This is a genomic window from Streptomyces sp. NPDC048637, from assembly GCF_040650675.1.
Taxonomy (GTDB): Bacteria; Actinomycetota; Actinomycetes; order Streptomycetales; family Streptomycetaceae; genus Streptomyces.
On the sequence record NZ_JBEZHQ010000036.1, the window covers coordinates 17,543 to 32,821 of the forward strand.

Genomic DNA, 15,279 nt, shown 5'->3' on the forward strand with positions numbered 1-15,279 from the left:
GGAGCCCGTAGGGGGTGTGGGGCGGTGTCCCGTAGGGGGTCGGTGGGCCCCTTGCGGGGCCAACTACCCGTGGCGGTGGCGGAGTTAACGCCCGCTGTCCGGCGAGGTGAGGTCGATCAGCCGGCACACCGTCTCGATGTCTATCTTCACCTGGGCGATCGAGGCCCGGCCCGACAGCCAGGTGATCAGGGCCGAGTGCCAGGTGTGCTCGATGACCCGGACCGCGGAGAGCTGTTCGGGGGTGGCGGGGCCGTCCAGCCCCATCGCGTCGAGGATGATCGCGGTGGTCAGCCGGGAGACGGTGTCCACCTCGGGGCTGACGGAGCGGTCCGCGAAGGTCAGCGCGCGCACCATTGCATCCGCGAGATGCGGTTCGCGCTGCAGCGCACGGAACGCCCGCATCAGGGTCTGGGCGACCCGCGCGCCCGGGTCCTGCTCCGACGGCGGGCGCTTGCGCAGCGTCTCGTGCATGTGCTGGAGCTGGTCCTGCATGGTGGCGACCAGCAGATGCACCTTGGAGGGGAAGTAGCGGTAGAGGGTGCCGAGCGCGACGCCCGAGGACTCGGCGACCTCGCGCATCTGCACGGCGTCGAAGCCACCACGGGACGCCAGCTTGGCGCTGGTGTGCAGGATGCGGCGGCGCCGGGCCTCCTGACGCTCGGTCAGGGGAGGACTCGCGGGAAGGGTCGGTCTGGCCGCCTTGGATTCCGTAGTCATATTTCCCATTCCGTGGCATTCCGTCCGCGATGCGGCGAGTGCCGGTGGTGTGCTCGGCACAGCATGGCAGGGGGGCGGGTGGTGGCGCGAATCACCTGGTGCGGCTCTTTTCGCCTCGTTCTCGGCCGGTAGATTCGAAGCTCGCTGAACTGATCAGTAGCCAATCAGTTCTGAAACTTGTTCTAGATTACCGCCAGCGGTTACGCTCCGGCGAAAGTCCAGTGAGAAGGGGGCCGAGCGTGACCGCAGAGGCCGTCCAGGCAGCCGCGCCTCGCCCCGCAGAGGCCTCCCCGGCCTCCGCCCCGACGAACGGCGAGCGTCCCCTGCGGATCGCGATGCTCACGTATAAGGGGAACCCGTTCTGCGGCGGACAGGGCGTCTATGTACGCCACCTCTCGCGCGAACTCGCCCGCCTCGGCCACTCCGTCGAGGTCATCGGCGCCCAGCCCTACCCGGTCGTCGACGACGGGGTGACCCTGACCGAGCTGCCCAGCCTGGACCTCTACCGCCAGCCGGACCCGTTCCGTACGCCGAAGCGCGGCGAGTACCGCGACTGGATCGACGCCCTTGAGGTCGGCACGATGTGGACCGGCGGCTTCCCCGAGCCGCTGACCTTCTCGCTGCGGGCCCGGCGCCATCTCGCCGCCCGCCGCGGCCAGTTCGACGTCGTCCACGACAACCAGACCCTCGGCTACGGCCTGCTCGGCGGCCCCGGCGCGCTCGGTGCCCCGCTGGTCACCACCATCCACCACCCCATCACCGTCGACCGGCGGCTCGACCTGGAAGCCGCCGACGGCTGGAAGCGCCGCGCCTCCGTCCGCCGCTGGTACGGCTTCACCCGGATGCAGAAGCGCGTGGCCCGGCGGCTGCCGTCCGTGCTGACCGTCTCCGGCTCCTCCCGCCAGGAGATCGTCGACGACCTCGGGGTGTCCGCCGGCCGGATCCATGTGGTGCATATCGGCGCTGACACCGACCTGTTCTCGCCAGATGCCTCGGTGCCCGAGGTGCCGGGCCGGATCGTCACCACCTCCAGCGCGGATGTCCCTCTCAAGGGACTGATCCACCTCGTCGAGGCGCTCGCCAAGGTGCGCACCGAGAACCCCGACGCGCATCTGGTGGTCGTCGGCAGGCGCGCCGACGACGGGCCGGTCGCCGCCGCCATCGAGCGGCTCGGACTGTCCGGCGCCATCGAGTTCGTCAAGGGCATCAGCGACCCCGAACTCGTCGACCTGGTGCGCAGTGCCCAGATCGCCTGCGTCCCCTCCCTCTACGAGGGCTTCTCGCTGCCCGCCGCCGAGGCGATGGCCACCGGCACGCCCCTGCTGGCCACCACCGGCGGTGCCATCCCCGAGGTCGCCGGCCCGGACGGCGAGACCTGTCTCGCGGTGCCCCCGGGTGACGCCGGTGCGCTGGCCGGCGGGCTGCTCCGCCTCCTGGGCGACGAGGCGTTGCGGCGCCGGCTCGGCGCGGCCGGCCGGGAGCGGGTGCTGGCCCGCTTCACCTGGCGTCAGGCCGCCCTCGGCACCGCCGAGCGCTACCGCGAGGCCATCGCCCTCCAGAGAGGCCGGTCCGGCGCCCGCGCCCTCCCCCGGGCGGCGTCCGGAGGGGCCGCCCCCAGCGCGCCCGCGCCGAGCGCCGCCGGCCACGCCTAGTGGCCCGACCGGCCCGTACCTCTTTCCGCAGCCCCCACCGCCACCAACCGCCGGACGAAAGCAGAACGCCGTGCTGACCGTCGACTTTTCCCGCTTCCCGCTCGCCCCGGGCGACCGTGTGCTCGACCTGGGGTGCGGCGCCGGCCGGCATGCCTTCGAGTGTTACCGGCGCGGCGCGCAGGTCGTCGCCCTCGATCAGAACGGCGAGGAGATCCGCGAGGTCGCCAAGTGGTTCGCCGCGATGGAGGAGGCGGGTGAGGCCCCGGCGGGCGCCTCCGCCACCGCCATGGAAGGCGATGCGCTGAACCTGCCGTTCCCCGACGACAGCTTCGATGTCGTGATCATCTCCGAGGTGATGGAGCACATCCCGGACGACAAGGGCGTGCTCGCCGAGATGGTCCGGGTGCTGCGCCCCGGCGGCCGGATCGCCGTCACCGTCCCCCGCTACGGCCCCGAGAAGGTCTGCTGGGCACTCAGCGACGCCTACCACGAGGTCGAGGGCGGCCATATCCGTATCTACCGCGGCGACGAACTGCTGGGCAAGATACGGGAGGCCGGTCTGGAGCCGTACGGCACGCACCACGCGCACGGGCTGCACAGCCCCTACTGGTGGCTCAAGTGCGCCTTCGGGGTGGACAACGACAAGGCGCTGCCGGTGCAGGCGTACCACAAGCTGCTGGTCTGGGACATCATGAAGAAGCCGCTGGCCACGCGGCTCGCCGAGCGGGCACTGAACCCCGTCATCGGCAAGAGCTTCGTCGTCTACGCCACCAAGCCGCAGCTGCCCCAGGAGGCCGCCGCCGAACCGGCCGCCACGGAGGCGGGTGAGCCCGCCGACGCCTCCGCCACCCGGGCCGCCGAGCCGGCTGCCCAGTCCGCCGCGAAGGCCCGGAAGTCCGCGCCGGGCACCAGGTCCGGTGCCAGGTCCGGTGCCAAGGCGCCCGCCAAGTCCGGTGCGGCGCCCGCCAAGGCAGTCTCCGAGGCGCCCGCCAAGGCCGCCTCCAAGGCCGCGCCCAAGGCCCCTGCGAAGTCCGCCTCCAAGGCCTCCGCCAAGCCCTCCGCCGGGGCTGCCAAGTGACAAGTCCCGGGCGTACCGAACGGCTCGTCCTGCCGGGGGTGCTCACCGCCGAGCAGGCCGCCCGCACGGTGGCCGGCATCCTGGCGGCCCAGCGGCCGGACGGCGCGATCCCCTGGTTCCGGGGCCACCACCTCGATCCGTGGGACCACACCGAGGCCGCCATGGCCCTGGACGCGGCCGGCGAACACGAGCACGCCGAGGCCGCGTACGACTGGCTGGCACGGCACCAGAACCCGGACGGGTCCTGGTACGCGGCCTACGCCGACGGCGACGCCGAGGCCCCCACCGACCGCGGCCGGGAGACCAACTTCTGCGCGTACCTCGCGGTCGGCGTCTGGCACCACTACCTGTCCACCGGCGACGAGACCTTCCTCGACCGCATGTGGCCCGCGGTCCATGCCGCGATCGAGTTCGTCCTGGAGCTCCAGCAGCCCGGCGGCGAGATCGGCTGGAAGCGCGAGGACGACGGCACGCCCGTCAACGACGCGCTGCTGACCGGCTCGTCCTCCATCTACCAGGCGCTGCGCTGCGCGCTCGCGCTCGCCGAACAGCGCGAGGAGCCGCAGCCCGACTGGGAGCTGGCCGTCGGCCGCCTCGGCCATGCGATACGCAGCCACCCCGAGCGGTTCCTGGACAAGTCCCGCTACTCCATGGACTGGTACTACCCGATCCTCGGCGGCGCGGTCCGCGGCGCCCAGGCCCGCGAGCGCATCGACGCGGACTGGGAGCAGTTCGTCGTGCCCGGCCTGGGCGTGCGCTGTGTGCTGCCCAACCCCTGGGTCACCGGCGGCGAGAGCGCGGAACTGGCGCTCGCCCTGTGGGCGATGGGGGAGTCCGAGCGGGCCGTACAGATCCTCAAGTGGATGCAGCACCTCCGCGCCGAGGACGGCATGTACTGGACCGGCTATGTCTTCGACGACGACGCGATCTGGCCCCGCGAACTCACCTCCTGGACGGCCGGTTCGCTGCTGCTCGCGGTGGCCGCCCTGGGCGGCGACGAGGCCACCACCACCGTCTTCAGCGGCGAGCAGCTGCCGACCGGACTCGATCCGGACTGCTGCCGGTAGGCCCGGGGCCCGTACGGGCTGCCGCCGGGCCCGGTGGCCCGTAGGGTCGTCCCGTATGGACCGGCCGCGTACGGGTCGTCCCCGTGCGGACCGTCCTGTAGGGACCGTCCGTACGGGCCCCCGGGAAGCGGCCGGCAGGGGGCCCGGCTCCGCACGAAAAGGGGAGGCCGGGCCGGGAACCGCCCGCTACTGTGCGCCGCATGACACTCCACGGCTCACTCAGTCACGACGCCTACTGCACCCAACTCCTGGAAGAGACCACGAAGTTCCGGGAGACAGTGCGCGACGCCGATCTGTCCGCGACCGTGCCCACCTGCCCGGACTGGACGCTGGCCGACCTCGCGCGGCACGTGGGCGGCGCCCACCGCTGGGTCGGCACCCTCGTCGCCACCCGGGCCACCGAGAACGTCGACGATGCGGACGTCCCCGAAGGGGACGGGCCCAAGGGCGACGACGCGGCAGCGCTGGACGCCTGGCTCGCGGCCGGCGTCGACCAGGCCGTGGCGGCGCTGCGCGAGGCCGGCCCCGACACCGAGGTATGGACCTGGTCGCCGGTGCAGCGGACGGGTTTCTGGGCCCGCCGGATGACCCATGAGACCGTGATCCACCGTGCCGATGCCGCGCTCACCGCGGGCGCCGCCTTCGACGTCCCGCCCGAGGTCGCCGCCGACTGCCTGGAAGAGTGGCTGCAGTTGTGCGCCCTGCCGCTGATCACGGCACACCGTGCGGAGCACGCGGCTCAGCTCTTCGGCCCCGGCCGCACCCTCCACCTCCACGCCACCGACACCCCTCCCGAGCTGAACGCCGAGTGGCTCCTCGACCTCAGCGGCGACCGGCTCGTCCACCGCCGCGCCCACGAGAAGGCAACGGTCGCTCTGCGTGGCCCGCTCACCGACCTCCTCGCCGTGCTCTACCGCAGGCTGCCCGCCGACAGCGACCGGGTCGAGGTGCTGGGCGAGGGCGCCCTGCTCGACCGGTGGCTGGAGTGGGCGTCGTTCCAGTGAGGCGTCGCCGGCCGTCAGGAGTTGAGCTCGGCCAGCACCCGTAGCGTGTCCGGGTCGGGCGCGGTGACCAGCAGGTCGGTGACCGGGCCGGTGCGCCACAACTCCAGGCGCTCCGCGATCCGTTCACGCGGGCCGACCAGCGAGATCTCATCGGCGAAGGCGTCCGGTACGGCGCGCACCGCCTCCTCGCGGCAGCCTTCGAGGAAGAGCTGCTGCACGCGGCGGGCCTCCTCCTCGAAGCCCATCCGGGCCATCAGATCGGCATGGAAGTTCTTGGCCGCGTGCCCCATCCCGCCGATGTAGAAGCCGAGCATCGCCTTGACCGGAAGCAGCCCCTCGGCGACATCGTCACAGACCACGGCGCGGGCCATGGGGGCGATGAGAAAGCCCTCCGGGGCCCCCGACAGCGACGCCCGGTAGACGTCGGTGCGCTGCGGCGACCAGTACAGCGGCAGCCAGCCGTCGGCGATCCGGGTCGTCTGGGCGATGTTCTTGGGCCCTTCCGCACCCAGCAGGAGGGGGAGTCCGGCGCGCAGCGGGTGGGTGATGGGCTTGAGCGGCTTGCCGAGGCCGGTGCCGTCCGGGCCGCGGTAGGGGTGCGGGTGGAAGACCCCGTCGGCCTCCACCGGGCCTTCCCTGCGCAGCACTTGGCGGATCACGTCCACATATTCGCGGGTGGCGGTCAGCGGGCTCTTGGGGAACGGCCGTCCGTACCACCCCTCGACGACCTGCGGTCCGGACAGCCCCAGGCCCAGCAGGACCCGGCCACCGGAGAGATGGTCGAGGGTGAGCGCATGCATCGCGGTGGCGGTGGGGGTGCGGGCCGCCATCTGTGCGATCCCGGTGCCCAGTTTGATACGGGAGGTGTGGGCGGCGATCCAGGTGAGTGCGGTGAAGGCGTCCGACCCCCAGGCCTCGGCGGTCCATACCGAGTCGTAGCCCAGCCGCTCGGCCGCGCGGGCGAGTTCGAGGTGCCGGGGGTCCGGGCCGCGGCCCCAGTAGCCCAGTGCCAGACCGAGTCGCATACCGATGGCCCCTCTCCGGCGGACGGTGACCCTTGTTGATTCCTGACGATACGTCAGATCAGAGGGGTGTCCGCGAACTGTACGGCCGGGCCGCCGGCAGCGCAACGGCCCCCCGCCCACAGGGGCGAGGGGCCGTGAAAGGACCGCTGTGTGTCCGGTGTCAGCCGCGCTGGATACCGGTGGTGTCCTGCAGGACGCCGCGCCGGCCGTCCTGGGTCTGCGCGATCAGGGCCTGGCCGCGCTGCTCCACCGCCAGGTACCAGGTGCCGGGCGCGAGTTCGGCGATCGGCGCCGGGGTGCCGTCCTCGCCGTACAGCGGGCGCGCGACGGGCACCGCGAACCAGAACGGTGCGAAGTCCGCCGGGCCGCCGGCCGCCGGGGTGGCTCCCGCCGGCCCGCCGGACGTGGCGTCCACCGGAGCCTGCTGACCGTGGGGCTGGCCGGGGTGGGGCTGCTGCTGGCCGCCCGGGTAGCCGTAGCCCTGGCTTGCCTGCTGCTGTGCGCCGGGGTAGCCGTAGCCCGGGTTGGGGCCGGCTCCGTAGGGGGCGGCGGCCTGCGGCTTCGGGGCGCCGATCAGGGCGACCTTGAGGGGCGGGACGAGCGGCGTGGCGATGGCGCCACCGGCCAGGATCAGGGCGGCGATCAGGCCGATGATCAGGCCGGCGCCGGCGCTGCCGGTCTGGATGAGGGTCCAGAATGCCGCCCATGCCGCGAAGACGGTGAAGGCGACGCCGAACTGACCCAGGTCGAGACCGGCGACCTTGCGCGGCTGCGGCAGCGCACGGCTGACGACGATGATCGCCGCGCCGATCACCCCGGCCAGGTACACGTTCATCAGGACGGCCACCGAGCTCCAGGCGTTGACGCTGCTGTAGTCCTGGGCCTGGCAGTACTTGGCGAGCGGTCCGGAGCAGTCCGGGCCGCCGGTGGCGTCGAGGAACGAGGCGATGAACAGCAACACCGCTGCTCCGATCACCACGCCGTCGCCTCGAGTGAGGGAGCGGATGTTCACGTAAGGGTCCTTTGTCGGTTTCGTGGGTCCGGTCGTCGCTGTCGCGGTGCGCGCAGTGCGAGGCACGGCGGTGGCCACCCATCGTAAAGGGGAACCTATCGCCGAATCCGGCGGCCCGTCCTGTTCGTTTCCGCGCACTATCGGTACGTCGTCACGGATCCGGTAACCGGTGGGTTCCGGAGCCGGTCCGGCGGTCCGGTCAGCGTGTCAAGAAGTCCGTAATGCCCTCGGTGATCCCGCGGGCCGCCTTTTGCCGCCAGTGGGCGTCGGTCAATTGCGCGGCGTCCTTCGGATCGCGCATATTGCCGCACTCGATGAACACCTTCGGCACCGTCGAGAGGTTGAGGCCGCCGAGATCGGAGCGCTTGTCGAGCCCGGTGCCGTCGCCGATGTAATTGGAGACCGCGCTTCCGGTGACCGTGCGGAACCGGCCGGCCAGCCGCTCGCCCAACTGCCGCGAGGGTCCGACGATCGCGGCGGTGTCGGCCGGTCCGGCCGTGACGCGCGCGGGCAGGATGACATGGAAGCCGCGGTTGCCGGTGCCCGAACCATCGGCGTGCAGGGACAGTGCGGCATCGGCGTGCGCCTTGTTCCCGATCTCCGCGCGCTCGTCCACACACGGCCCGTAGGGGCGGTCGCCGTCCTGGGTGAGGACGACCTTGGCGCCCTGGTCCTGGAGGAGGGTGCGGGCGCGGCGGGCGACGTCCAGGGTGAACGACGCCTCGGCGTAACCGTCGTTGGTGGAGGTGCCGGTGGTGTCGCACTCCTTGCGGCCGTTGCCGACGTCCACCTGCCGGGCGATCTCCCGGCCGTGGTCGCGGTTGTGCGGATTGTGGCCGGGGTCGATCACCACGACCTTGCCCTTGAGGCCGTCGCGCGGGCCGTGGTCCTTGGTGCCCTTGCCGCCCGGGGCGTGGCTGCCGCCGGGTCCGGTCGCGCCCGCGGACGCGCTTTCCGCCGGGTCGCCCGGTGCGGGCCCCCCGGCTCTTGGCCCGCCGTCGCCGCCCGACGAGTGCCAGGCCAGCCAGCCGCCCAGGCCGGCGGCCACCACGGCGGCCAGCACGACGAGGAGGGTGCCGCGCAGGCGGCGGTGCGGGGGGAGAGAACTGCCGTTCGACACGTCCGCGATCGTAGCCCGCTCAGATGCCCGTCCCGGTGCGCCGCAGTACGTGCAGCGACCGGTGGGCCGAGATCTCGGTGAAGGCGCCGGACTCCAGGGCCCTGCGGTAGATGCGGTACGGGGCCTGGCCGCCGTCCGCCGGGTCCGCGAAGACATCGTGGATGACCAGCAGCCCGCCGGGCGCGAGGTGCGGCGCCCAGCCCTCGTAGTCGGCGGTGGTGTGCTCGTCGGTGTGCCCGCCGTCGATGAAGACCAGGCCCACCGGCGCCTGCCAGACGGCCGCGGCCTGCGGCGACCGGCCGACCAGGGCGATCACCTGGTCCTCCAGGCCCGCGGCGTGCAGCGTGCGGCGGAAGGTGGGCAGTGTGTCCATCCGGCCGACCTCGGGGTCCACGACGGTCGGGTCGTGGTACTCCCAGCCGGGCTGCTGTTCCTCGCTGCCCCGGTGGTGGTCGACGGTGACGGCGATGACCCCGGCGGTGCGCGCGGCGTCGGCGAGCAGGATCGTGGAGCGGCCGCAGTAGGTGCCGACCTCCACCAGCGGCAGCCCGAGCGTCGCCGCCTCGGCCGCCGCCGCGTACAGGGCGAGGCCCTCGTCCACGGGCATGAAGCCCTTCGCCGCCTCGAAAGCGGCGAGTATCTCCGGCTGCGGAGCGGTCGTAGCCGTGGGAGCGGACATGGGCTTCCTCCTGTGGTGCGGTCAGGGGCTCATCGTGCCGTACGGGGCGGCGCGGGTGACGTGCGGGTGTCCCGGTGTGGGGTATTCGGTTATCGGAACGGCGGTTCGCATTTCGCGAGTCGGGCAGCCCGGCTGTTCCTGTCGGTTCCTGCCGGGTTCCGGCCCGTTCCCCGACTGTTCCCGTCGTTTTCTCGTCAGCGGTTTCCGTGCTGCCCGAAAGCGGTGAATTCGGGGGCGGGGGAGCCGGTGGGGCAGGAAGGGGAAGGGAATGGCGTCCGCGACGGAATTCACCGGACCGTTTCCTGTGCGCATCCGAAGCGTTCCCCGGGGAATCCTTCCCGGTTCCTGACCGCTTCGGGACCGGCGCGGGCGGGCCGCCACGCGGTGGCGCGTCCGGGGTGCCCGGGGTGCCGGAGAGGTGCCCGGACCGAACCCGCAACTGACCTTCCGTCAGAATGAAACGTGTTCTAGTCTGCCCCGCATGGGCATCGGAATCACGCAAGAGCAACGTGACCTGGCCGAGGCGGCGGGCGGCTGGGCCGCGCGGGCCATGCCGCCCGAAGCGGTGCGCAAGCTGCTCGACACCGCGCCCGCGCGCCCCGGACGGCCCGCGTACTGGGACCAGCTCGCCGCCCAGGGCCTGCTCGGGCTCCATCTCCCCGAGGCCGACGGCGGCGGGGGCGGTGAACTGCTCGACCTCGCCGTCGCCCTGGAGGAACTGGGCCGCGCTGCGTTCCCCGGTCCCTGTCTGCCCACCACCCTCGCCGCCGCCCTCCTGCACCGCGGCGGCGCCCCGGCCCTCGTACGGGCCCTCGCCACCGGCGCACGCATCGGCGCGGTCGCGCTCGGCACGGGCTCGCTCACCGCCGTCGAAAGCCCCGACGGCTATGTCCTGGACGGCACCGCGCCCCCGGTCCTGTCCGGCGCCGACGCGGATCTGATCGTGCTGGCCGCGGAGGTTATCGGGGAAGCGGAGGCCACCGGGGGAGCGGAGGTCGCCGAGGAAGGGGAGGGCGCTGGGGGAGCGGAGGGTGCCGCGGACGGGGCGGTGCGCGACGGCGGTGGCGGGCGACGGGCGGGGGAGACGGTCTGGCTCGCGGTCGACGCGGGGGCGCTGGCCGTACGCGTCCAGGAGAGCGCCGACCCGACCCGGCCGACCGCCGAGGTGCGCGCGCAGGGAGTGGCGGTGCCCGCGGAGCGGCGGCTCACCGTCGACAGTGACCTGGTCCGCGACCTGGCCGGGGTGCTGTGGGCCGCCGAGAGCTGCGGGACGGCCTCCTGGGCGCTGCACACCGCCGCCGAATACGCCGCGGTCCGCGAGCAGTTCGGCCGCCCCATCGGCCAGTTCCAGGCCGTCAAACACCTCTGCGCCGACATGCTCGTACGCTGCGAGCAGGCCGCCGCCCTGGTCTGGGACGCGGCCCGCGCACTGGACGAGCCGCCCGCGGTCCGCGGACTGGTCGCGGCGCTGGCCACCGCGACCGCCCTGGACGCCGCCGTCAGCTGTGCCAAGGACTGCATCCAGATCCTCGGCGGGATCGGCTTCACCTGGGAACACGACGCCCATCTCCATCTGCGGCGGGCGGCCGTCGCCCGCCAGCTGCTCGGCAGCGGCGACACCCACCGGCTGCGGGCCGCCCGGTACGCCGCCGACGGCGCCCGGCGCCCGCTGCACCTGGAACTCCCCGCCGGGGCAGCGGAGTTCCGGGCCCGGGCCCGGACGGTCATCGACGGTGTCCGCGGCCTCGACCCCGCGGCCGTACGCCGCGCCCTGGCCCCCACCGGCTATGCCGCGCCGCACCTCCCCGCGCCCCACGGGCTGGGCGCGGGCCCCGTACAACAGCTCGCGATCCAGCAGGAGCTGGCCGCCGCCGGGGTCCGGATCAGTGAGCTGGGCATCGCCACCTGGGTCGTCCCCTCGCTGATCGCCCACGGCACCGCGGAACAGCAGGAGCGCTATCTGCTGCCGTCGCTGCGCGGCGATCTGCTCTGGTGCCAGCTGTTCTCCGAACCCGAGGCCGGCTCGGACCTGGCCGCCCTGCGGACCCGCGCCGAGAAGACGGCGGACGGCGGCTGGCGGATCAACGGCCAGAAGGTGTGGACCTCGGCCGCGCAGGGGGCGAGCCACGGCATCCTGCTGGCCCGCACCGACCCGGACGCGCCCAAGCACAAGGGACTGACCTTCTTCCTCGTCGACATGAAGACCCCGGGCATCGACATCCGCCCGCTGAAGGAGATCACCGGCGAGTCGCTCTTCAACGAGGTCTACTTCGATGAGGTGCTGCTGCCGGCCGACGCGGTGGTCGGCGAGGTCGACAACGGCTGGAAGGTGGCCCGCACCACCCTGGACAACGAACGCGTCCACATGGCCGACCAGTTGACCTTCGGCACCGGTCTGGCGGCGCTCCTGGACCGCGCCGCCGCGCTGGACGCATCGGTGCAGGCGCGGGTGGGCGCGCTGGCCGCCGAGGCGCACGCGCTGGGCTGCATCGGGCTGCGCACCACGCTCCAGCAGGTGTCGGGGCTGGAGCCGGGGGCCGGTGCGAGCATCCGCAAGCTGGTGCAGACCCCGCACCAGCAGAAGGTCGCCGAGCTGGCGCTGGAGCTGCTCGGCCCGGCCGGCGCGGTGCGCGAGGGGGCCGGCGAACGGGCGCTGCACGGCTTCTTGATGTCGCGCTGTCTGACCATCGCCGGCGGCACCACCCAGGTGCAGCTCAACGTCGTGGCGGAGCGGCTGCTCGGCCTGCCCCGCGACCCGGAGCCGCGCCCCTTGATCTGATGCCCGGACTCGGCCACCTCCAGGAGGACACGTATGGCTGGCAAGGCGTACATCGTCGGCGTCGGGATGACCCGGTTCGAGAAGCCCGAGACCCGCGACTGGCAGTACTGGGACATGGCGAAGGAGGCGGGCGGCAAGGCGCTCGCGGACGCCGGGATCGGCTACGAGGCGGTCGAGCAGCTGCCGGTCGGCTACTGCTACCAGGCCTCGACGGCCGGGCAGCGCGCCGCCTACGAACTGGGCCTGACCGGCATCCCCGTCTACAACGTCAACAACAACTGCGCGACCGCCTCGACCGCGCTGATGATGGCCCGCCAGTTCGTCGAATCCGGCCTCAACGACTGTGTCATGGCACTGGGCTTCGAGAAGATGAAGCGGGGCGCGCTGGGCGGCGGCGCGGACAGCGGCGACTTCAGCACCTCGCCGGTGGCGCGCCACTACGGAGTGATGGCCGCCGCCCACGGCTTCGAGATGACCCCGCCCACCGCCCAGATCTTCGGCAACGCGGCCCGTGAGCACATGGAGCGCCACGGCACCACCGCCGAACAGCTCGCCGCCGTCGGCGCCAAGAACCACCGCCACTCCGCGCACAACCCGTACGCCCAGTTCCAGGACGTCTACACGGTCGAGGAGGTCCTCGCCGCCAAGACCATCCACCGGCCGCTGACCAAGCTGCAGTGCTCGCCGACCTCCGACGGCGCGGCCGCGGCGGTGCTCGCCTCCGAGCGGTTCGTGCGGGAACACGGCCTGGCCGACCGGGCGGTGGAGATCGTCGCGCAGGCCATGACGACGGACACCGAGGAGAGCTTTGCCTCCGGCTCCTGTATCGATGCCGTCGGCAAACCGATGTCCCGGGCCGCGGCCCGGCAGGTGTATGCGGCCGGCGGCCTCGGCATCGAGGATGTGGACGTCATCGAGCTGCACGACTGCTTCTCGGTCAATGAGCTGCTGACTTATGAGGCGTTGGGCATGTGCGCGGACGGGGCGTCGGGGAAGCTGGTCGCCGACGGTGCCACGACCTACGGCGGCCGCTGGGTGGTCAATCCGTCCGGCGGCCTGATCTCCAAGGGGCATCCGCTGGGCGCGACGGGGCTGGCGCAGGCCGCCGAGCTGGTCTGGCAGCTCCGCGGCACCGCGGGCGAGCGGCAGGTCCCCGGCGCCCGCGTGGGCCTGGCCCACAACATCGGCCTGGGCGGCGCCGCGGTGGTGACCCTGCTGCGCAGGTGAGCCCGAGCGGTGCGGGGGCGGGCCCGACGGTGAGACCGAGCGGTGCGGCGGGTGGGCTCCGAGGGTGAGACCGAGCGGTGCGGCGGGTGGGCCCTGATGGTGAGGCCTGATGGTCGCGGTAGCGGGGCCCTGCCGGTCCGATGGTCACGGTGACCGGGCTCTGCCCGTCTGTTGGTCACGGTGACCGGGCCCGGCCGGTTTGTTGGTCACGGTGACCGGGCCCCGCCGGTCTGATGCTCACGGTAGCCGGGCCCCGCCGGTGGGACCCGGCCGACGTTAACTCGCCCCCGCCGATGGGTAGTTGGTTCCCCGGGGGCGACCTCGACCCTTAGGGGCCCGCCACCCCCGCCCCCTAAGGCCCCCGCCCACCGTCCCCGCCTCCCTGCGACTTCCGGCCTAGGTCTCCTGTCAGGTGGCTGATGCACCGATATACCGATGCAGGATGCAAGCGACGAATGCAAACATGGTCGGCATGCCGCCGATAGCCAGCCCCGCCACCCTGCCCGAGACCGCGCGCCGGAGGACGGCCCCGCCGGCCTGGCTGGTGATGCTGTTGGTCTGCTCCGGGCAGTTCCTGGTCATCCTGGACGTCTCCGTCGTGAATGTGGCGCTGCCCGCCATGCGGACCGGCCTGGGCCTGAGCGAGCTGGGTCTGCAGTGGATCGTCAATGCCTACGTCATCACCTTCGCGGGCTTCATGCTGCTCGGTGGCCGGGCCGCCGACCTCTTCGGCCGTAAGCGGATCTTCGTCCTGGGGCTGGCGCTGTTCACGGTCGCGAGCCTGGGGGGCGGACTGGCGCAGGAGCCCTGGCAGCTGATCGCGGCCCGTACGGTCCAGGGCGTCGGCGCGGCCGTGCTCTCGCCGGCCACCCTCACCATCCTGACCACGTCGTTCCCGGCCGGCCCGGCCCGTACGCGCGCCATCGCCACCTGGACCGCGGTCGGCGCCGGCGGTGGCGCGGTGGGCGGTCTGGTGGGCGGGGTGCTCACCGAATTCCTGTCGTGGCGCTGGGTGTTGCTGATCAATGTGCCGGTCGGGGCGCTGGTGCTGGGCGGCGCGGTGTTGTGGCTCACCGAGAGCCGGCAGGGTGCCGGGCGGCGGCTCGATGTGCCCGGCGCGCTGCTGGTGACGGCCGGGCTCGGGCTCGTGGCCTACGGGATCGTGCAGACCGAGACGGACGGCTGGGCGTCGCGGTCCGCGCTGCTGCCGCTGGCCGCCGGGCTGGTCGTGGTGGCGGCCTTCCTCGCCGTCGAGGCGCGCGCCAAGGCCCCGCTGATGCCGCTGGGGCTCTTCCGGCTGCGCTCGGTCTCCTCGGCGAACGGGGCGATGGTGCTGGCCGGCGCCGCGATGTTCTCCATGTGGTACTTCCTGTCCCTGTATGTGCAGAACGTGCTGGGCTACCGGCCGCTAGAGGCCGGGCTCTCCTTCATCCCGCACTCGCTGTCCATCGTCCTGGGCTCCAAGATCGCGCCCCGGCTGATGAACCGTCTGGGCGCCAAGCCGCTGGCCATCGCCGGTGCGGTGATCTCCGCGTCCGGCATGGTCTGGCAGGGCACGATGGACGTCGACGGCACCTATCTCGGCACGATCCTCGGGCCCGGCATCCTGATGGCGCTGGGCGCGGGCCTGACCGCGACGCCGATCGCCTCCATCGCTACCTCCGGGGCGGACCCCGCCGACCAGGGCCTGGTCTCCGGCCTGATGAACACCTCCCGTCAAATGGGCGGCGCGCTGGGCCTGTCGGTCCTGTCCACCCTTGCCGCATCCCGGATCGAGGCGGGCCACGGCCCGAAGGCCCTGGCGGACGGCTATGGACTGGCCTTCCAGGTCGGCTCGGTGGTCCTGCTCGCCAGCGTCCTGCTGATGGTCGTGGCACTGCCGCAGCGACGGGCGGACGTCGCCGACGGCTGACAGACAC

At 72.7% G+C, this 15,279-nt stretch carries 11 protein-coding genes and 1 pseudogene; 7 read left to right on the top strand and 5 right to left on the bottom strand.

Annotated features, from left to right (window positions below):
* Positions 1-84: 84 nt before the first annotated feature.
* On the bottom strand, positions 85-717 hold the full coding sequence (locus AB0C46_RS31895; protein ID WP_362832105.1) for a TetR family transcriptional regulator: 633 nt from the start codon (positions 715-717) through the stop codon (positions 85-87).
* Positions 718-956: 239 nt separating this feature from the next.
* Between AB0C46_RS31895 and AB0C46_RS31900 the strand changes: the two genes are divergently transcribed.
* The 4 genes and pseudogenes from AB0C46_RS31900 (at position 957) to AB0C46_RS31915 (ending at position 5,518) form a co-directional block, all read left to right on the top strand.
* On the top strand, positions 957-2,369 hold the full coding sequence (locus AB0C46_RS31900; protein ID WP_362832107.1) for a glycosyltransferase family 4 protein: 1,413 nt from the start codon (positions 957-959) through the stop codon (positions 2,367-2,369).
* 70 nt (positions 2,370-2,439) lie between these two features.
* Positions 2,440-3,168, top strand: a pseudogene (locus AB0C46_RS31905) (class I SAM-dependent methyltransferase); the annotation flags it as partial.
* A gap of 275 nt (positions 3,169-3,443) precedes the next feature.
* Positions 3,444-4,514 carry a prenyltransferase/squalene oxidase repeat-containing protein gene (locus tag AB0C46_RS31910; protein WP_362832108.1) on the top strand — a complete coding sequence of 357 codons (1,071 nt, stop codon included), beginning with the start codon at positions 3,444-3,446 and terminating at the stop codon, positions 4,512-4,514.
* Positions 4,515-4,714: 200 nt separating this feature from the next.
* The gene (locus tag AB0C46_RS31915) at positions 4,715-5,518 is read left to right on the top strand and encodes a maleylpyruvate isomerase family mycothiol-dependent enzyme (protein ID WP_362832109.1); all 804 of its coding nucleotides are present in this window, start codon (positions 4,715-4,717) and stop codon (positions 5,516-5,518) included.
* A 14-nt stretch (positions 5,519-5,532) separates the two neighbouring features.
* Here the strand turns inward: AB0C46_RS31915 and AB0C46_RS31920 are convergent, their stop codons facing one another.
* The 4 genes from AB0C46_RS31920 to AB0C46_RS31935 all read right to left on the bottom strand — a co-directional run bounded on the left by AB0C46_RS31920 (position 5,533) and on the right by AB0C46_RS31935 (position 9,354).
* Positions 5,533-6,543, bottom strand: a complete 1,011-nt coding sequence (locus tag AB0C46_RS31920) for an LLM class F420-dependent oxidoreductase (RefSeq protein ID WP_362832111.1) — start codon at positions 6,541-6,543, stop codon at positions 5,533-5,535.
* Between the two features lie 160 nt (positions 6,544-6,703).
* Entirely contained in the window at positions 6,704-7,555 is an 852-nt protein-coding gene (locus AB0C46_RS31925; protein WP_362832112.1) for a hypothetical protein, read from the bottom strand.
* Positions 7,556-7,754: 199 nt separating this feature from the next.
* On the bottom strand, positions 7,755-8,675 hold the full coding sequence (locus AB0C46_RS31930; RefSeq protein ID WP_362832113.1) for an N-acetylmuramoyl-L-alanine amidase: 921 nt from the start codon (positions 8,673-8,675) through the stop codon (positions 7,755-7,757).
* 19 nt (positions 8,676-8,694) lie between these two features.
* Positions 8,695-9,354, bottom strand: coding sequence for a class I SAM-dependent methyltransferase (locus AB0C46_RS31935; protein ID WP_362832114.1), 660 nt, complete (start codon positions 9,352-9,354; stop codon positions 8,695-8,697).
* A 481-nt stretch (positions 9,355-9,835) separates the two neighbouring features.
* On the opposite strand from AB0C46_RS31935, the gene AB0C46_RS31940 reads away from it, so the two are divergent.
* The 3 genes from AB0C46_RS31940 to AB0C46_RS31950 all read left to right on the top strand — a co-directional run bounded on the left by AB0C46_RS31940 (position 9,836) and on the right by AB0C46_RS31950 (position 15,272).
* A complete protein-coding gene (locus AB0C46_RS31940; RefSeq protein ID WP_362832115.1) occupies positions 9,836-12,133 on the top strand; it encodes an acyl-CoA dehydrogenase in 2,298 nt (765 codons plus the stop codon).
* 33 nt (positions 12,134-12,166) lie between these two features.
* Entirely contained in the window at positions 12,167-13,360 is a 1,194-nt protein-coding gene (locus AB0C46_RS31945; protein WP_362832117.1) for a lipid-transfer protein, read from the top strand.
* 472 nt (positions 13,361-13,832) lie between these two features.
* Positions 13,833-15,272: an MFS transporter gene (locus tag AB0C46_RS31950; protein WP_362832179.1), complete on the top strand. Its 1,440-nt coding sequence runs from the start codon at positions 13,833-13,835 to the stop codon at positions 15,270-15,272.
* Positions 15,273-15,279: the final 7 nt, after the last annotated feature.